General features: G+C 37.1%; 15 protein-coding genes. 12 read left to right on the top strand and 3 right to left on the bottom strand.

The annotated features are described in order from the left end of the window. Window positions 1–300: 300 nt before the first annotated feature. From ABD676_RS18160 to ABD676_RS18105, 12 genes are all read left to right on the top strand, one after another. Window positions 301–1,497, top strand: a complete 1,197-nt coding sequence (locus tag ABD676_RS18160; RefSeq protein ID WP_344676099.1) for a class I SAM-dependent methyltransferase — start codon at window positions 301–303, stop codon at window positions 1,495–1,497. Window positions 1,498–1,739: 242 nt separating this feature from the next. Continuing rightward, window positions 1,740–4,133, top strand: coding sequence for a phenylalanine--tRNA ligase subunit beta (gene pheT / locus ABD676_RS18155; protein WP_344676098.1), 2,394 nt, complete (start codon window positions 1,740–1,742; stop codon window positions 4,131–4,133). Window positions 4,134–4,159: 26 nt separating this feature from the next. Beyond that, the gene (locus ABD676_RS18150; protein ID WP_344676097.1) at window positions 4,160–4,468 is read left to right on the top strand and encodes a hypothetical protein; all 309 of its coding nucleotides are present in this window, start codon (window positions 4,160–4,162) and stop codon (window positions 4,466–4,468) included. A 49-nt stretch (window positions 4,469–4,517) separates the two neighbouring features. Then, window positions 4,518–4,808: a cell division protein ZapA gene (locus tag ABD676_RS18145; RefSeq protein ID WP_344676096.1), complete on the top strand. Its 291-nt coding sequence runs from the start codon at window positions 4,518–4,520 to the stop codon at window positions 4,806–4,808. A gap of 260 nt (window positions 4,809–5,068) precedes the next feature. Further along, window positions 5,069–6,628, top strand: a complete 1,560-nt coding sequence (gene rny, locus ABD676_RS18140; RefSeq protein WP_344676095.1) for a ribonuclease Y — start codon at window positions 5,069–5,071, stop codon at window positions 6,626–6,628. 351 nt (window positions 6,629–6,979) lie between these two features. Continuing rightward, complete coding sequence (locus ABD676_RS18135; RefSeq protein ID WP_344676094.1) at window positions 6,980–7,669, top strand: response regulator transcription factor; 690 nt, start codon at window positions 6,980–6,982, stop codon at window positions 7,667–7,669. Beyond that, complete coding sequence (locus tag ABD676_RS18130) at window positions 7,666–9,000, top strand: sensor histidine kinase (protein ID WP_344676093.1); 1,335 nt, start codon at window positions 7,666–7,668, stop codon at window positions 8,998–9,000. Before ABD676_RS18135 ends, ABD676_RS18130 begins: the two co-directional genes overlap by 4 nt. A 68-nt stretch (window positions 9,001–9,068) precedes the next feature. After that, a complete protein-coding gene (locus ABD676_RS18125; protein WP_344676092.1) occupies window positions 9,069–10,337 on the top strand; it encodes a TolC family protein in 1,269 nt (422 codons plus the stop codon). Continuing rightward, entirely contained in the window at window positions 10,327–11,424 is a 1,098-nt protein-coding gene (locus ABD676_RS18120; protein WP_344676091.1) for an efflux RND transporter periplasmic adaptor subunit, read from the top strand. Before ABD676_RS18125 ends, ABD676_RS18120 begins: the two co-directional genes overlap by 11 nt. 2 nt (window positions 11,425–11,426) lie before the next feature. Further along, window positions 11,427–14,522, top strand: coding sequence for an efflux RND transporter permease subunit (locus ABD676_RS18115; protein WP_344676090.1), 3,096 nt, complete (start codon window positions 11,427–11,429; stop codon window positions 14,520–14,522). 64 nt (window positions 14,523–14,586) lie between these two features. Beyond that, window positions 14,587–15,111: a hypothetical protein gene (locus ABD676_RS18110; protein ID WP_344676089.1), complete on the top strand. Its 525-nt coding sequence runs from the start codon at window positions 14,587–14,589 to the stop codon at window positions 15,109–15,111. Window positions 15,112–15,189: 78 nt separating this feature from the next. Continuing rightward, window positions 15,190–15,783, top strand: coding sequence for an LURP-one-related family protein (locus ABD676_RS18105; RefSeq protein WP_344676088.1), 594 nt, complete (start codon window positions 15,190–15,192; stop codon window positions 15,781–15,783). Between the two features lie 39 nt (window positions 15,784–15,822). Here ABD676_RS18105 and ABD676_RS18100 read toward each other — a convergent pair whose 3' ends face one another. The 3 genes from ABD676_RS18100 to ABD676_RS18090 are packed head-to-tail and all read right to left on the bottom strand — an operon-like array spanning window position 15,823 to window position 18,390. Beyond that, a complete protein-coding gene (locus ABD676_RS18100) occupies window positions 15,823–16,326 on the bottom strand; it encodes a GNAT family N-acetyltransferase (RefSeq protein ID WP_344676087.1) in 504 nt (167 codons plus the stop codon). A 6-nt stretch (window positions 16,327–16,332) separates the two neighbouring features. Continuing rightward, on the bottom strand, window positions 16,333–17,172 hold the full coding sequence (locus tag ABD676_RS18095) for a prephenate dehydrogenase (protein ID WP_344676086.1): 840 nt from the start codon (window positions 17,170–17,172) through the stop codon (window positions 16,333–16,335). Window positions 17,173–17,223: 51 nt separating this feature from the next. Further along, on the bottom strand, window positions 17,224–18,390 hold the full coding sequence (locus ABD676_RS18090; protein ID WP_344676085.1) for a pyridoxal phosphate-dependent aminotransferase: 1,167 nt from the start codon (window positions 18,388–18,390) through the stop codon (window positions 17,224–17,226). Between the last annotated feature and the right edge of the window lie 164 nt (window positions 18,391–18,554).

Here is an 18,554-nt window from a genome sequence, read left to right as displayed (position 1 = left end):
TTTTTGTCGGTTTACTCATGTCGTTAAATTTACGTTTTAATTGTTCGGATTTTGTAAACCATTTTCAGGAACGGACAATAAGACAACAGACAAAGGACAACAGAATTTGTACTACTTATAGAGTCTTTTGTGATGAATGATGTTCAATTTGACCTGATTTTTAAGTTGGAGTAATGTTTATTTTTTATAAATGTGTGCAGGAAAGGCAGCATAAAACATTTGATGGATGTAAAGGAAATACCTGCTGGGTTTCACCATGCTTGTACTAGTTTTAGTATCTTTGTAACTCAATAAAAGAACATGGCAGCATTTGATGATTTTATTATAGCGATCGAGGAAGGTATACAGCAAAGGGATTTGCAGAAATTGACTTTTTCAAATTACAGGGGTTCTATTCCTGAATTAGAAAATGTATATGTGAAATTGGTCGAGATTAAGCGTGAATTGATGTTGTCTTTTGTTTATCGGTATAAGACCAAAGATATTACGAAGAACTTTGCTTTATCTGATTATTTAGCTGAATTTCTTAGGTTGACAGAGTTCAAAGGATTTCGTTCGCTAAATTTAAATCGTGGTAAAGAGATCTTGTTTTTACAACGCAATAAAAAGGGAGATTGGCATGAGCGTAAGGAACAAGGTCTAATCCAGAATCAAGTGAGCTTGCAACATGATCATCATAAAGAACGTAAATTAAATGATTTATCTAAGAAGTATTTACAGTCGCTTAATTTAACGGATGCATCAGGTAAAGTGTACAAAAATGCGCAGGATAAATGGAAACAAATCAACCATTATATTGAGCTATTAAGCACCTCTTTGAAGGAATTGCCAGCCGAAAGAAAGGTGCAAGTTGTGGATATGGGATCTGGTAAAGGTTACTTGACTTTTGCTTTGTATGATTATCTACGCTATACCCTAAATCGAGATGTACAAGTTACCGGTGTAGAATACCGTAAGGATTTAGTGGAATTCTGTAATCAAGTTGCCCAAGAAGCTAGTTTTGATGACCTACATTTTGTGGAAGGTAGCATAGTCGATTATCAGGCAGAAGAGAAGATGGATGTATTGATCGCGCTTCATGCCTGTGATACGGCGACAGATGATGCTATTTTTAAAGGGATACAGGACGAAGCAGCTTTAATTGTGGTAGCTCCATGTTGTCATAAACAAGTGCGCAGAGAGCTTGAAAAGTCAAAATTGTCTAATGATCTTGATTTTATGACCCAATACGGTATTTTCCTAGAGCGTCATGCAGAAATGTTGACCGATAGTATTCGTGCATTGATTCTGAATTATTACGGCTATGACACCAAAGTCATGCAATTCATCTCCGATCAACATACACCGAAAAATGTGATGATTGTTGCGCAAAAGAAAACAATCAAACCAGATGCTCAGGATCGGGTTTTGAAGAAATTGGATTCTTTGAAACAGTATTTTGGATTGGAATACCAACATTTAGAAAGACTTTGCGGACTAGAAAAAGTAACTCGATAGGTTTTTCTAGTCATTTTACGATCTGATTTAACCAGAAATAGCATTGATTTTATGTTATTTCTTCTTCTGTATATTGTCCTCTTGAATAGATACTTCTAAGAGATAGGTGTGTTGATTTTGTGTTTTTTGAAAATCCTTTCTTAAGAATGCGAAAATATTGAAAATCCAGTGAAGTATATGCGCTTTTAGGCTGTGCATTTCGCGCATAAAGTCCTATCTTTGTTTTTCGAAAAAATAAAAGAATGAGAATTTCATATAATTGGTTAAAAAATTTCATTGATATAACAAAAACTCCGGAAGAGCTTTCTTTAATTCTAACAGATATTGGCCTTGAAGTCGAATCTTTAGAGGTTGAGCAAAGTATTCCTGGCGGTTTGGCTGGCTTGGTAGTGGGTGAGGTGATTACCTGTGAACAACATCCAAATGCTGATAAATTAAGAATTACAACAGTGAATGTTGGAGGCCCAGAATTATTAAATATTGTTTGTGGAGCTCCAAATGTCCGTCAAGGGTTAAAAGTAATTGTTGCACAAGTAGGCACAACCTGTCATCCTACGACTGGTGAGCCTTTTAAAATTACGAAATCAAAAATCCGTGGTGAGGTTTCTGAAGGTATGCTTTGTGGCGAGGATGAAATCGGCTTGGGAACATCTCATGCTGGTTTAGTCGAGTTGTCTGAAGAAGCAGAGGTTGGTTCTTTGGTAAAATCATATTTCAATATGGAAGATGATTATTGCTATGAGATTGGTTTAACCCCCAACCGTGCTGATGCCGCATCTCATTTAGGTGTAGCGCGCGATTTAGCAGCTTACTTCCGAGCTAATTTGAAACCGATTGATACCGATTCGTTTAAAGTGAGCGAGGCCAAAGGATCAACAGTAGAAGTATTAGCAAGTGAAGATGCACCACGTTATTCTGGTGTAAACATTAAAAACATTAAAGTTGGGGAATCTCCAGAATGGCTTCGTTCGAAATTGGCCGCTATTGGGGTTCGTTCCATCAATAATATTGTCGATGTAACGAATTATATCCTGCATGATTTAGGTCAGCCTTTACATGCATTTGATGCCGATAAGATTGCTGGAAATAAAGTTGTTGTGCGTAAGGCTCAAGAAGGCGAGTTGTTTAAAACGCTTGATGGGGTTGAACGTAAATTATCAGCTGAAGATTTGGTGATTGCAGATGCTGAAAAACCAATGTGTATTGCTGGAGTTTTTGGTGGAGAGTACTCTGGAGTAACGGAATCAACTACTTCCATCTTTTTAGAGTCCGCTTATTTTCATCCTGTATCCGTGCGTAAGACATCGAAACGTCATGGCTTGAAGACTGATTCATCCTTCCGTTTTGAACGCGGTACAAACCCTGATATTACAGTAACTGCTTTGAAAAAGGCAGCTTTATTGATAGCAGAGGTAGCTGGAGGAGAGGTTTCATCAGAAGTGGTTGATATTTACCCTAATCCGATTGAAGCATTTGCTTTTCCGGTGAGCTACCGAAACATTCAACGTGTTATCGGAAAAGATATTCCAGCGGATACGATCAAGGAAATCATTCAAAGTTTAGGCATTGAAACTAAAAACGAATCATCCGAAGGAATGGATCTTTTAGTTCCGCCATATAAGGTAGATGTATCTCGTGAGATCGATGTTGTAGAAGAGGTTTTACGTATTTATGGCTATAACAATATTGAGTTAAAGACACAGATTAAAGCTTCACTTAACACATCTGAAAAACCTGACAAAGAGCTGGTTTTAAATCAGATTGCTGATTTGTTAATCGCCAATGGTTACCGGGAGATTTTAAGCAATTCGCTTACCAAGGATGATTACTTAGAGAACGCTGAAACTGCTGTTAAGCTATTAAATCCTTTGAGTTCTGATTTGGATGTGATGCGTCAGAATCTGTTGTTTTCGGCATTAACTGCAATTGGCTACAACCAGAATCGCAAACATGCCGATCTTAAAGTTTTTGAATATGGTCGTTCTTATCAGTTATTAGACGGGCAATATGTAGAGAAGCAATTATTTGCACTTACGATTGCTGGTAAGAAAGAGGCTGCACAATGGAATAGTGATAGTAAAACTGTAAGTTTTTATGATATCAAAGCTGCTGTAGATGCCATCGTTAAGCGTTTGAAAGTTGAAGGTATTCGTGTAGAAGATTATGAAGGAAACTACTTTGATTACGGATTGAGTTATAAAAAAGGAGAGAAGGTATTAGTTTCTTTCGGTGCGGTATCTAAAGCAAACTTGAAAACAGCTGATGTTAGTGGACCGATATTCTTTGCACAGTTTGATTGGGATTTATTGATTAAAGTGATCAAAAAGAATAAGATTACGTATAAGGAAGTATCTAAATTCCCATCTGTACGCCGCGATTTAGCCTTGTTATTGGATGATCAGGTTAGTTTTGAGCAATTACGTTTAATTGCGAACCGTACTGAGCGGAAGTTATTGAAGGATGTTCAGATCTTTGATGTCTATAAAGGTGATAAACTTGCGGAAGGCAAGAAATCTTATGCCTTAAGTTTTGTTCTTCAGGATGAGGAAAAAACGTTAACGGACAAACAGATTGATGGCATAATTCAAAAATTAATTGCTAACTTTGAGAAAGAAGTAGGTGCATCCGTGCGCTAAACGAAAACATAAAATTGCGAAAAAATATGGCGTCTTTAACTTCCCAAATGAATATTATCGTTGAGAAAACGAAAAACATGATTCAATTGAGTGAAGCCTTACAAGAGGAGAACGACTTGTTAAAACTAGAAGTTCAATCCTTACAAGTGGCCTTTGAGACGAGTTCAGAAAAGGTTAAGCAATTGGAAGAGAAGGTGAAAGCCTTAGCTGTTGCGAAATCTTTAGACAACTCCGAGGTAGATAAAACCGCTATAAATGAAAAAATACTTGACACAAAACAAAAAATTAACGATTTTGTGCGAGAAATAGACAAATGTATAAGTCTTTTGAAGTAGGGAAAGAGGTTTTAGGTAAAGATTTATTACGTTATTAAGCTCAAGAAAAATGGGAGAAATTTCCATAAAAATAAATATCGCTGATCGAGTATATCCATTACGTGTTGACACGGAAGAGGAAGAGGTAATTCGACATGCAGCGAAGTTAATAAACGAAAAAATAAAGGAACTGCAGGATAATTATGCGGTTCGTGATAAGCAGGATTTATTGTCTATGTGTGTATTACAATACGCTACAGGGATGATTAAGGCGGAGAAAAACGCCCAGAACCTGGATGTAGGTTTGGAACAAAGCATTCACGAATTGGATAATTTACTGACAGACTTCTTTAAGAAATAACGTTTGCGTTCTTATATTTTAGAGCTACTAACGACGAATTTGCCGCAATTAAATTCGGGTTGTCACTATTTTAAACTTAACGCTTCAATATCACGAGCAATTAAAAGATGTAGGCCATTTTGCGAAAGCCATCTGGGTCATGATCATACGCTCAAATCATGTGTAATCGAAGTTTAATAATACATGGTACCTGATTAATTTAATTGCGGTTTTTTTTTGGAAAATAATTGCTATTACATTAACATATTAAATCAATAAAAATGGAGTTATCAACTACTATATCAATAATAATTGCACTGGTTGTCGGTGTTTTTATTGGACGATATCTGCTGCAGATGTTGTTCAAGAAACAAGAACAATCAGCGACAGAAAAAGCTGCTCAGATCATTAAGGATGCTGAACAACAAGCAGAACACGTAAAGAAACAGCGTCAATTGGAAGCCAAGGAGAAATTCCTTCAGTTGAAAGCGGAACATGAAAAAGAAGTAAGTCAACGCAATAATACCGTTGCTCAAAAGGAGAATTCTATTCGTCAGAAGGAGCAATCCATGAACCAGAAATTGGAAAATCTAAACCGTGAAAAACAGGAATTAGATAACAAGAATAAGAAGCTTGAGCAATTGTTGGAGGTGAACGAGAAGAAACGCGATGAGGTTGAAGTATTAAAAGGTCAGCATATCAAACAATTGGAAACCATAGCTGGTCTTTCGGCTGATGAGGCAAAAGAGCAATTGGTAACTTCCTTACGTGAAGAAGCAAGATCGCAAGCGATCATGCAAATTAAAGATATAGTAGACGAAGCAAAATTAACCGCTTCTAAAGAAGCTAAAAAAGTGGTTATTCAAACCATTCAACGTACAGCTACTGAATCAGCAATTGAAAATACCGTATCCATCTTTAACATCGAGAATGATGAAATTAAAGGTCGTATTATTGGACGCGAGGGACGTAATATCCGTGCTTTAGAGGCTGCAACTGGTGTAGAGATCATTGTTGATGATACGCCTGAGGCAATTATCCTTTCTGGATTTGATCCAGTACGTCGTGAAATTGCGCGCTTATCCTTACACCGTTTGGTAACCGATGGTCGTATTCACCCGGCTCGTATTGAGGAGGTTGTTGCAAAGACTCGTACGCAGATCGAAGATGAAATCGTAGAAATTGGTGAACGTACGGTTATTGACTTAGGAATTCATGGACTACATCCGGAGTTAATCCGTATGGTTGGTAGAATGCGTTATAGATCGTCTTATGGTCAAAACCTATTACAACACTCCAGAGAGGTAGCAAATTTTGCAGCTACGATGGCGGCAGAGTTAGGCTTGAACGTGAAGCATGCTAAACGTGCAGGGTTGTTACATGATATCGGTAAAGTGCCCGATGATAACCCGGAACTTCCTCACGCTATCTTAGGTATGCAGTTAGCAGAAAAATACAAGGAACACCCAGATGTTTGTAATGCTATTGGTGCTCACCACGATGAAATTGAGATGACTTCTATGATTTCACCTATCGTACAAGCATGTGATGCAATATCAGGTGCTAGACCAGGTGCACGTCGTGAGGTGGTAGAAAGCTATATTAAACGTCTAAAAGAGTTAGAAGATTTAGCTCTATCCTACCCAGGAGTAGAAAAAACATTTGCTATCCAAGCAGGACGTGAATTACGTGTTGTTGTAGAAAGTGAAAAGGTTTCTGATGCACAAGCAGAAATATTAGCAGCGGATCTTTCAAACCGTATTCAAACAGAAATGACTTATCCAGGTCAAATTAAAGTTACGGTGATTCGAGAAACACGTTCTGTTTCTTACGCAAAATAGAATAGAAATAATACCTTAATAAATAGAAAAGTCCCATCATTTTACTGATGGGACTTTTTATTTTAGCCTGATTTTATATCATTGGATTAATTTCATTTAGGATTATGTATTAAATTTTCATTCAATTCTAAATCATTTGATGGAATTGGAGAGAGGTAATCGCGGAATAAAATTACCTTTAAAATCGAAAGTGACTATATTTTAATACCCATTTTATAAAATGTTCCAATCCACTGTTCTTGTGTTTTTATTGAACCATTCTGTACTAGCAAACATTAGAGATAGATTAGAAATCTCATAGTTTTCTGTATACCATATTAATATGTTTAATTTTGTGCAAATCGTATTTACATGCACGTTTTGTTAATTGAGGATGATTTGCGTATAAGTTCTTTTTTAATCAAAGGATTAGAAGAGGCATCCTACGTCGTGTCTTTGTGTAAAAGTGCGGAGGCGGTGTATGAGGGGAACTATTTGGATTTGCCCATTGATTTGATCATTGTCGATATTATGTTGCCTGGAATGGATGGTATCCAGTTCGTCCAGACCCTAAGGTATAAGGGGAATTATACTCCGGTATTGATGTTAAGTGCACTAAATGCTGTTCAAGATAAGGTGACTGCTTTAAATTCTGGCGCTGATGATTACCTGACCAAACCTTTTCATTTTGATGAGTTACTCTCTAGGTTACAAGCACTTCTAAGAAGAAGGCAACTACAGGTAAAAAGTAAGCCAGAAAACTCCCAAATAAGATTTGGCGACCTATTGATCGATAAGGATCAATACATGGTCAGTATTGCAGGGGAAATAGTTGAGCTTTCTCCCAAAGAACTCAAGCTCCTGTTGTATTTGGTGGATAACAAGAACCGGACAGTGTCCCGTATGCAAATACTGAATGCTGTTTGGGGAATAACCTTCGATAATCATAGTAATGTGGTTGATGTTTATATTTCCTACCTACGCAATAAAATAGAGGAAAGGAATGAGAAGTTTATCTTTACTGTGAAAGGGATTGGTTATATGTTTAAATATGACAAATGAAACTAAAGCATAGACTTTCTTTATACTCCATAGCTATATTTTCGGTGTTGACCATGTTGATTTCGGTCATCATCTATTTTGCATACTATGTTCAAAGGGAGCATATGGAAGAGCATGCTTTGGAAAATAAAACCTTGCTTGCGGCTATTTATTATCTTGAACAGGATGAATTAAGCAGTTTGGAGCATGCGCAGATTCAAAATCAATTGCAAAAAACCATTTCTAGGAAGAATATTGCAGTATTTGATAGTCTGACAAAGCAAGTGGATGGTGATATGGCACTTGATTTAGAATTACCAAAGGGTTTTTTTGGGCAAGTGCAGAAAAATGGGAAGGCGCATTTTAATACGGATGCCTTCTTTTATAATGGTTTATATTATCAGGATAATCAAGGGGATTTTGTGGTTTTGGCTCGTGAGTCTAAGTTTGAATTTAATGAGCAACTGCAAACCTTATCACATATTTTGATCCTCGCATTCTTAGCAGGTTTATTGGTGATCTATTTCTTTTCTCGATTTTTGGGTTATATCGCGTATCAGCCTATAATAAAAGTCATCGATCAGATAAAAGAACGTGACAGCCAAAACTTTGATGTCCCAATACAACTAACGAAATCCTATTCTGAAATTCAGGATCTTGTCAATACCTATAATCATTTTGTGGATCGAATAGCGCAGACCTTTGCTGTTCAGAAGAACTTTATAGATTATGTATCTCATGAGCTAAGAACTCCGATTACAGCGCTAATGGGGACTCTAGAGGTAACAAAACAACGAGCGCGATCGGCTGCGGAGTATGAGCAAGTCATATTGCAGTTGCAACAATACACCAATGATTTGCAGGATAATTTGGAGCAAATGATGTTGTTATCGGGTGCAAAGACGAGCTTTGAATTCCAAAAATTGCGGATGGATGAAATTGTTTGGCAAGTCATTGAACAAGCTGTATTGTACCATCATTCTAAGATTGATGTGAAAATTGAGGTCCAAAACCCTGATTTATTGACTTGGGAGGGTAATGATCGACTACTCGCTTTGGCTTTGAATAATCTGATTGAAAATGCGATTAAATATTCCAATAATAACCTGATAAATATCCGTTTATGGGAGGAAGAAAATAGGTTGCTGTTAGAGATTAAAGATCAAGGAATTGGAATTCCAACAGCCGATTTGGAACAGGTACGTCAGAATTTTTATCGTGCATCGAATACAAAAGCGTTTTCCGGAAAAGGAATAGGCTTGTCGATGGCTAATATTATCTTCAAATATCATGGGATCAATCTTGAAATTGAATCAGATTCCAGTGGGACAAGGATCATCTTGCGATTCTAATTCATTTCTAATGTAATACCAAAACCACCTTAATCTGCATGCCTTAGGTTTGTAGAAAAAATAATAAGGTGAAGAAAATTCTCTTACTTCTTGCGTTTGGCTGCTTTAGTCTTCAAGTCTGGTCACAAAACTATGATTTGGAGGCTTTGGAAGCCACATTTTTAAAGAATAACCTCCGTATTCTGGCGGCTCGATATGAGATCGGGCAAGCAGAAGCTAAATTGGCACAAGAACGAGTGTGGCCGAATCCAAGTTTAAGTTTGGATAATGTGAATTTATGGTCTAACTCTACTGTAGAAGAGCAGCCCTTGCTGTTTGGGAAGTTTGGAAAGAAACAACAGTTTGGATTGGAGCTCGAACAATTAATTGAAACGGCTGGGAAAAGAAAAAAGCGCGTGGCAATTCGACAAACAGAATTAGATGCACAAGCCATATCATTCGAAGAATTGCTTTGGTCTTTAAAGTATGAATTACGAATAGCCTACTATCAATTAGCCCTTAGCAAACAAGAATTAAGGCTGTTGGAAGAAAGCATGGAATCCTTTACGCAATTACGGGATTTATATGCTAAGCAGGCAGCTAAATTACATGTTTCATCAGCTGCCTACTACCGCATTCAAAGTGAACTCCTCAGTATAGAAAAGGAAGTTTTTACCCTTAGAAGTAAGGAACAAGAAGCCTTAAGCCAATTAAAGGTACTGACACGTATGGCTAATTTATCCATAGCGGATATGCAGTTTCCTAAGTTTCAATTGAAATCCATACCTAAATCTTACGATCATTTAATAAGCTTAGCAAAGGATCAAAACTTTCAAATCAAATTGCAGGAAAAGACATTGATTAAATCAGAACAGGAATTTCAATTGGAAAAAGCCAATGCAAAACCTGATCTAACGACTTCCGTAGCTTTTGAACGAGGAGGAAATATCATGCAAAATTTTGTAGGTATAGGTGTCAAGGTTGATTTACCCTTATTCAACCGGAATAAAGGAAACATAAAGGCTACAAAAAATCAAGTAGACCAAGAAACTGCGCAGAAACTATATCTAGAACAAGAGTTAGAAGTCCAAATAGTTCATGTTTATCAGGAACTGACACGATTAGAGAAATTAATTCTTTCATGGGATGACCAGGAAACGGAAAGCGGGCAGGACCTTTTATCAAAATTCCGGAAACAATTGACGGAACATCAAATCACTTTATTGGAGTACTTAGATTTTGCCCAGGCATACCAAAATGCACAACAAGCAAAATTTGGAATACAAGAGAATTATTTACAACGCTATGAGGAATTGCAGTTCCTTTTAGGATCAGGAACACAGGGATATGAAAATTAAATGGACATATGGATTTCTTTTCGTGGCTTTATTTGGTTGCCAAGGGAAAGAGAGTTCGGATAAAGGGAGTAATGAGGCTGTTGAGAAGTTTTGTTTGAATGCGGAATTGAAAAAATCAACGGAATTGCAAACCATACAAGAGCAAGCAATGGTAGAACAGATGAGTTTACCAGGGAAGATAGAATATAATGAAAATGATTTGGTGGTCTTTAAGAGTTTGCTATCTGGAGTTGTCGAGACAGTTAAGTTTGAATTGGGGGATTATGTTAAAAAAGGGCAAGTATTAGCAAATATCAAATCGGTAGAGATTCAATCCCTACACCAGCAAAGGAAATTTCAAGAGAACCAATTGGTTTTGCTTCAAAAGCAACTGTACACCAAACAAGATTTATTGAACGATGGAATGGCGGCACAAACTGAGGTTCTTGAATTAGAGCATCAATTAGATGCTGCGAAAATTGAACTGGACCGTATTAAGGAAACTTTAGGGTTATACCGCGCGACTAGCCAAGGCGAGTTTCAAATTCTAGCACCAAAGAACGGTTATATCGTTCATAAGGCGATAAGTCCAGGTCAAGTAATTGGTTCAGAATCGGATGATTTATTCTCTATTTCCAACCTGAAAGAAGTTTGGGTGATGGTGAATGTGTTTGCGAGTAATCTTCGTTTTGCTAAAGTTGGGGCAGCGGTCAAGGTTAAAAGCTTAGCTTTTCCTGACCAAGTGTATACGGGAAAGATTGACAAATTGTACCCGGTATTTGATGCCAATGAGCATGTGATGAAAGCGAGGGTAGTACTTGATAATCCAAATTTGAAGTTGATGCCCGGTCTTAGTGTCGATGTGTTATTAGAAAAGGATCAACAGGGAGGACAGCGTGCCTTTGCCATTCCTAACAAGGCAATTTTATTCAGCAATAATGCAAACTATGTGGTTCTCTATCGGGATGATTGTGATTTGGAGATGAAACAAGTCGATATTCGCTATAGTAATGAAGATTATAGTTATGTAGCTGAAAAGTTTCCACAAGGAACGAAGGTTGTTGCCAGTAATGCTTTGTTGATCTTTGAAGAGTTGAGAGGGAGGTAGTAATGAAGAAATTTGTACAACAGATCGTCACCTTCTCTTTAAAGAATACCACATTTGTACTCTTTGCCACTTTAGCTTTATTGTTTATAGGCATATACGCGTTAAAACACACGGCAATTGAGGCTTTTCCAGATGTAACGAATACAAGGGCAAGGATTATTACACAATGGCCTGGAAGGAGTGCTGAAGAGGTGGAAAAGCAAATCACCTTACCTATTTCAAAGGTGATGAACAGTATCCCAAGGAAGAGTAATGTTCGCTCAATCAGTTTATTTGGGCTATCGGTAGTTACAGTTCAATTTGAAGATGCTGTAGATGATTTCTATGCACAGCAATATGTTTCGAATAAGATGGGTGGAGTTGATTTGCCCGCAGGTGCAGAAATTGAGATTGAACCACCATCCGGAGCTACAGGTGAAATTTACCGATATGTAATTAAGAGTGATCTTCCAATCAAGGAAGTGTCAGCTATGCAGGATTGGGTAATTGAGCGGGAACTATTAAGTGTTCCTGGAGTTGCTAATGTCATCAGTTTTGGTGGAGAGGAAAAGATTTATGAAGTAAGGATCAATCCTACCGAACTTAAAAACTTTGGATTGACAGCATTAGAAGTGTATGAAGCTGTTTCTAAATCCAATATCAATGTTGGTGGAGATGTTATTCAACAAGGTGACCAAGCTTATGTGGTTCGCGGTGTTGGTTTATTGGATAAAATAGATGATATAGGCAATATTACAGTCAAATTAGTGGGTTCAACACCCATTTTGGTGAAGAACGTCGCAGAGGTAGTTGTATCCAACAAACCGCGTTTAGGACAAGTAGGTTTCAATGAACAGGATGATTTAGTAGAAGGAATTGTGGTGATGTTAAGAGGTCAAAATCCATCAGAAGTTATTGGGAATCTTAAATCTAAAATTAAGGAACTAAATGAGCGGATATTGCCTGGGAATGTTCAGATTGAAACGATTATTGACCGGACAACCTTGGTGGATAATACGGTAAAAACTGTTTCCAAAAACATCATTGAAGGTGTATTACTGGTTTCTTTAATCGTATTTATCTTCCTATATAATTGGAAATCTACTTTTATTGTTGCCTCTGTCATTCCACTATCTTTTCTGTTTGCCATTATTATGTTGAAGATTCAGGGATTGCCGGCGAATTTAATTTCAATGGGTTCTTTGGATTTTGGTTTGTTGCTGGAAGGCACTTTAGTAATTGTGGAGACTGTTTTTGTGGCTATGGCTACCATGTCGCATAAAGTGGGGCCTGAAAGGTTTGCCAAGATGAGTAAGATGGGGATTATTAAAAAGAGTGCCGGTAGTGTGGCTTCTTATATATTCTTTGCACTACTTATTTTAATCGTTGCTTTATTACCCATCTTTTCTTTTCAAAAGGTGGAGGGTAAAATGTTTTCTCCTTTAGCATTTACGCTGGGTTATGCCTTATTGGGTTCCTTGATTCTAAGCTTAACTTATGTTCCTGCCATGTGTAAATTAATGTTCAACAAAGGCATGGAGGAAAAGGAGAATATAGTTACACGATTTTTTAATCGCAGCATTTATGGTTTATACAGCAATGCCTTGCGGTTCAAGTATTGGACATTGGGGATATTTTTAGGCTTATTGAGCATTTGTGTCATCAAGTTCATGAATTATGGTTCAGAATTTTTGCCTCAATTAAATGAAGGGGCTATATATATTCGGGCTACTTTACCCAATAGTGTCAACCTAGAGGAGTCCACAAAATTGACAAAAGAGATGAAAAACATGATGCTGGATAGTTGCCAGGAGATTGATTTTATCTTAACGCAGACTGGTAGACCAAATGATGGAACTGATCCGACTGGTTTCTTTAATATCGAGTTTAATGTGCAGCTAAAACCCGAAGGAGAGTGGAGCCGAAAAGTTAGTAAGGAAGACATTATACAGCAGTTGCGTAATCAATTAGGACAATACCCTGGGATCACTTTTGGGTTTAGTCAGCCTATTCAAGATAACGTGGAGGAGTATGTTGCAGGAGTAAAGAGTTCTTTGGTGATCAAGATATTTGGGGATGATTTATATCAATTAGAGGATTATGCTTATCAAGTATCGGAAAGCATCGCCAAGGTTCGAGGAATTACAGATATCAATGTTTATAAGAATATTGGATTGCCAGAATTAAGGATTCAACTGCATGATTCTAAGATGGCAAAATATGGGGTGTTTACAGCTGATGTACAGGCAGTCATTGCAATGACTATTGGAGGTCAATCGGCAACTAAATTCTATGAGAAGGAAAGACAGTTTGATGTCGTTCTGCGCTTTAGTGAGGAATATAGAAATACAGCCGAAAAAATTGGAAGTATACTTATTCCAACTAGTAATGGGGAGAGAATTCCTTTACGTGAAATTGCAAGCATTGGCTATGTTACGGGGCCTGCGTTTATTTATAGAGAAGGAAATAGCCGATATATTGGGGTTGGATTCAGTATTGCCGGGAGAGACTTAGGAAGTACCATTGCAGAGGCTAAGGAAGTTGTAGCAAAAGAAGTAAAATTACCTAAAGAGAATCAGATGGAATGGGCCGGTGAATTCGAGAGCAAAGAACGGGCAACTAAGCAATTGATGACGGTCATTCCAATCTCTTTAGTGCTTATTCTAATTCTACTGTATAGTAACTTTGGAAATATGAAAGATACAGCCATTGCTGCTATTACTATTCCGTTTGCCTTTATTGGTGGTTTTCTTTCCTTATGGATTACGGGAACTGTATTTGGTATTTCAGCGGGTATTGGTTTGATTATCTTATTTGGAGTTAATACTATCAACGGCATTATTCTCATTGCCGTAATGAAGGAATACCTCAGAAAACAGAATTTATTGGAAGCCATAGATCAAGGTGTTCGTAGTAGAATTAGATCTATTGTCATGATCGCATTAATGGGATCAATGGGATTGTTGCCTGCTGCTTTGTCAAGTGGTATGGGGGCGGAAATTCAAAAGCCACTGGCCATTATGATCGTTGGTGGTTTGTTGATCTGTTTGATTCTATCCTTTACGGTATTGCCAGTTGTCTTCTATTTTTCATACAGGAAAAAAGAGAAATTGTCCTGATTATATTGCCCTACAATGACCCTAATCAGGTTATTTTAGGGCAATAATATGTACCTTTGTCGACATGAACAAAAAGGATAAACCAAGCAATAAAAAGTTAAGCTTTTCAAGACCAGTTGAAAAACATTTCTACGAATTGGACCAAACGTATGCAAGCTCCAATAAATCATTGATTGCCGTGTTCTTGACTTTAGCTTTTTTTGGTGTTATGGGTATGATTTGGATGATACCTTTTCCGCAATTTGAATTCTTAGTGAAAATGAATGCCCATACATTTTTGAATTGGGGATCCTTCTTTATTGCTATCGTTATCTATGCTTACTTAAAATTAGCACCTACCTTATCTTATGCGGTTTTGTTTTGTATAGGAATAATGAGTTTTTTCATTGTACAGTTAGAATATGTAGAACGAGATGGTGGACCTGCAGTACTTTTAGTATGTTCTATTCTTGCTTTAATAGGATTAGTCGGGTTATGGCTAACAGCAAAACCTGTTCAAGGACAAGCAAACCGTTTTCTTCAGTTAGTAGGAGTTGGGCCAGTTTGGTTATGGTCCAAAGTATTTGAAAAACTAAATTGGAAATATTAATTCCATATTCAAAGTTTATTTCTCCAACATATTACACAAATTCTTAAAATTTTCTATTTTTAGATCTTATTCAATGCTATGAACGATCTAAAATACCCCTTACATTTTCAGTTTCGAGTAACAAGTTTTGCCAATGATTTTGTAGCTACAGATGCAAATGGTCAATCTATTTACTACGTTAGGGAAAAGATATTCAGCTGGAGAGACCATATAATGGTTTATCGGGATTCTTCGAAGTCTGAAATGCTTTATGAATTGATATCTAATAAATTGATTGATTTTCAGCAAACTTTTACCATTAAAGATTCTCAAGGGAAGGTGATAGGAAAGGCACGCAGAAAGACAATTAAATCCTTGTGGCGTTCTACTTTTAACCTCATGGATGCTAATGATCAACATGATCATACGATCAAGGAGAAAAATCCTTGGACAAAATTTTGGGATGGATTATTCGGTGAATTACCTATTATCGGTATGCTTTCAGGGTATGTTTTTAACCCATCATATATTCTTCGAAATGACTTAGAAGAACCTATGTTTGAAATTCGGAAAGAACCTTCTTTTTTTGGAAGGAAATTTTCAGTATTAAAGCTAACAGATAAAGAGGTGGATGATGAACGGTTCGTTCTAAGTTTGATGCTAATGGTATTAATGGAAAGGAGCAATGGGTAAAACCTATTGCTCCTTTTTAAGTTTCAGTTATTACTTCGATTAAGGCTTTTTAAGGCTGTATTCGAGTTTAATTTCATCTTCATCTGAAGCCGCATACTCACGTACAAGTGTAGCTCCTAACTTCTCAATTGCCTTTTGAGATCGAATATTTTCCTTGGCAACATGAAAGTAAACCTCATCAACAAATTGATAGGCATAATCCAATAATAGTTTTTTAATGGATTGATTGTATTGAGTTCCCCAGTAAGGTTTTGTCAAGAATGTATAGCCAATAGAAACAGACTTTTTATCCTTGTTAAACTCATAAAAGGAAGTCGTTCCAATTACCTTTCCCGTTCGATGATCAATTATAATATATGCGATATCATTCGCTAATAACTTCTGGAAGTATTTGGTGAAGCCAAGTGGCGTATAACGCATGCGGTCAGGATGTTGTTCCCAGATTTCAGGGTCTGATGCGGCAGCATATAACCACTCGAAATCCTCCTTTACCAAAGGGATGAGTTTTACAAGCTCATTGCTTAATATTTGTCTTTCCAACATGGCGATTTATTTTATTATACGTTTGATCTTATTGGATTTTTTAATCCATTTATGGACAGCATCATAATCTTCTTGATTGATTTTGTCGTATATATGCTGTAACTGTTTGATATGCTCCTCGAGAACTTCTAAAACATTACTGCGGTTCTGTTTAAAGATAGGTGTCCACATGTCAGGAGAGGATTTTGCCAAACGGACAGTAGATTGGAAACCAGACCCTGCTAATTCAAAGATTCTCCCTTGAGACTTTTCTTTCTCTAACACTGTTAAAGCCAATGCAAAAGAGGTGAGGTGAGATATATGCGATACATAGGCTGTATGCATATCATGCTCATCAGCCGTCATAAATGAAGTTTTCATTTCCAATTGTTCTGTAAGTGCATCTGCTAATTCGAATGCATCTTCATCAGTCTTGAAAGCTTCTACATAGACCATCATCTTGTCCTTAAACAGATTAGGGATGGCTGCTTCAGGGCCAGAGTATTCTGTACCAGCCATAGGGTGAGCAGCAACATAACGACCACGATTTGGATGTTCGGAAATGAGGTTCAAAATATTGGTTTTTGTAGATCCCATATCGATGATAACCTGATTAGTAGCCTTATCCAGTAACTGAGGTAAAAGTTCCATAATGGCATCTACAGGTACGGTTAATACAATAATCTTACAGTTCTGTAAGGCTTCAGGTAAAGTTTGAAATTCATCAACTAATCCTAATTGAAGGGCTTTCTTTTGATTGGTTTCACTTTTTTCAATACCGACGATCTTGTCAGCAAAGTTTGTTTGTTTAAGTCGGATCCCTATCGAACCACCGATAAGTCCTGTTCCGACAATTGCTATATTCATTTTCTTATTTGCAATAAAATCAATAATACTGGAAATCCAGTTCTTTAAAAGCTATTTCTGAATCGCTTTTTTGATACGATTGATAGCCATTTCATATACGGTGCTTTGTGCGCATAGGCTGATTCGGATATATCTTTCGCCAGCGGTGCCAAAGATGCCTCCAGGCGTGATGAATACATGTGCTTTATAAAGTATATCATCAGCTAACTCATAACAGTCTGCATACGTATTTGGTACTTTAGCCCACACGAATAATCCAACCTGATTAACATCATATTGGCAATTTAATAAATCCATTAATTCAAAGACCTTAACTCTTCGATTTTTATATTCTTCATTTAACTGAGTATACCAGGATTTATCCAAATTTAAGGCTTTTGCAGCTGCCATTTGAATAGGGAAGAAGGTTCCAGAATCCATATTACTTTTGAATCGCAAAATCTCAGCTATTCGTTTTTCATTGGCAACCAACATTCCAATACGCCAACCAGCCATGTTTGATGATTTGCTTAAAGAATTTAGCTCTATAGCAACATCCATAGCACCAGGTACTGCCATAATACTCTGTGGCGAATCGTTTAAGATAAAGCTATATGGATTATCATGACAGATTAGAATTTGGTGTTTTTTACCAAATGCTATAATGCGTTCAAAGAAGTGCTGATTTGCTAAAGCACCTGTAGGCATGTTTGGGTAGTTAATCCACATGAGTTTTACTTTGGATAAATCTTGTGCTTCCAAAGCGTCCAAATCGGGTAACCAATTTAAATCTGGTGATAAATCATAAGTTTTTATAGTTGCACCAGAAATTCTTACCGCACTAGCATATGCAGGATATCCCGGATTAGGAACTAAAGCTTCATCACCTTCTTGGAGGTAAGTCATACAGATATGTACAATTCCTTCTTTTGAACCTATAAGCGGAAGGATCTCAGTATTTGGATTTAGATTGACGCCATAATATCGATCATACCAATCTGCCATGGCTTGTCTAAGGACTGGAATGCCCTTGTAATTTTGATAACCATGGGTATTGGGTAATGCCGCTTGCTCCTGAAGTGTTTTAATAACCTCTGGATGTGGCGGGAGATCAGGACTGCCGATGCCCAAGTTTATTACCTGTGCACCATTTCTGTTCATCTCATCAATTTCCCTCAACTTCTTAGAAAAGTAATACTCCTCAGTATGTTGAAGGCGTTTCGCTACGTCAATTTCCATTATTTTATTATTTGGCGTTAAATTTATAAAAACTTCTGCTGTTTAATCTAATTATGTTAAAGATATTCCCCAATATCTGTTAAGTATAGCAATGGAATCGATGTTTTCCTGCCATTTTTCTATCAGAATTAACCAAAATAGACTGGGGGTGACCCCAAGATATG

Origin of the sequence: Sphingobacterium kyonggiense (assembly GCF_039536825.1) — a bacterium.
Classification (GTDB): domain Bacteria; phylum Bacteroidota; class Bacteroidia; order Sphingobacteriales; family Sphingobacteriaceae; genus Sphingobacterium; species Sphingobacterium kyonggiense.
The sequence above is the reverse complement of the archived record's forward strand: the minus strand, read 5'-3'. Positions and strand labels throughout refer to the sequence as shown.

What these genes read in the sequence shown, in the direction of transcription:
- ABD676_RS18160 (WP_344676099.1), top strand. Translation starts at nt 301, where the DNA reads ATGGCAGCATTTGATGATTTTATTATAGCGATCGAGGAAGGTATACAG.
- pheT (WP_344676098.1), top strand. Translation starts at nt 1,740, where the DNA reads ATGAGAATTTCATATAATTGGTTAAAAAATTTCATTGATATAACAAAA.
- ABD676_RS18150 (WP_344676097.1), top strand. Translation starts at nt 4,160, where the DNA reads ATGGCGTCTTTAACTTCCCAAATGAATATTATCGTTGAGAAAACGAAA.
- ABD676_RS18145 (WP_344676096.1), top strand. Translation starts at nt 4,518, where the DNA reads ATGGGAGAAATTTCCATAAAAATAAATATCGCTGATCGAGTATATCCA.
- rny (WP_344676095.1), top strand. Translation starts at nt 5,069, where the DNA reads ATGGAGTTATCAACTACTATATCAATAATAATTGCACTGGTTGTCGGT.
- ABD676_RS18135 (WP_344676094.1), top strand. Translation starts at nt 6,980, where the DNA reads ATGCACGTTTTGTTAATTGAGGATGATTTGCGTATAAGTTCTTTTTTA.
- ABD676_RS18130 (WP_344676093.1), top strand. Translation starts at nt 7,666, where the DNA reads ATGAAACTAAAGCATAGACTTTCTTTATACTCCATAGCTATATTTTCG.
- ABD676_RS18120 (WP_344676091.1), top strand. Translation starts at nt 10,327, where the DNA reads ATGAAAATTAAATGGACATATGGATTTCTTTTCGTGGCTTTATTTGGT.
- ABD676_RS18115 (WP_344676090.1), top strand. Translation starts at nt 11,427, where the DNA reads ATGAAGAAATTTGTACAACAGATCGTCACCTTCTCTTTAAAGAATACC.
- ABD676_RS18110 (WP_344676089.1), top strand. Translation starts at nt 14,587, where the DNA reads ATGAACAAAAAGGATAAACCAAGCAATAAAAAGTTAAGCTTTTCAAGA.
- ABD676_RS18105 (WP_344676088.1), top strand. Translation starts at nt 15,190, where the DNA reads ATGAACGATCTAAAATACCCCTTACATTTTCAGTTTCGAGTAACAAGT.
- ABD676_RS18100 (WP_344676087.1), bottom strand. Translation starts at nt 16,326, where the DNA reads ATGTTGGAAAGACAAATATTAAGCAATGAGCTTGTAAAACTCATCCCT.
- ABD676_RS18095 (WP_344676086.1), bottom strand. Translation starts at nt 17,172, where the DNA reads ATGAATATAGCAATTGTCGGAACAGGACTTATCGGTGGTTCGATAGGG.
- ABD676_RS18090 (WP_344676085.1), bottom strand. Translation starts at nt 18,390, where the DNA reads ATGGAAATTGACGTAGCGAAACGCCTTCAACATACTGAGGAGTATTAC.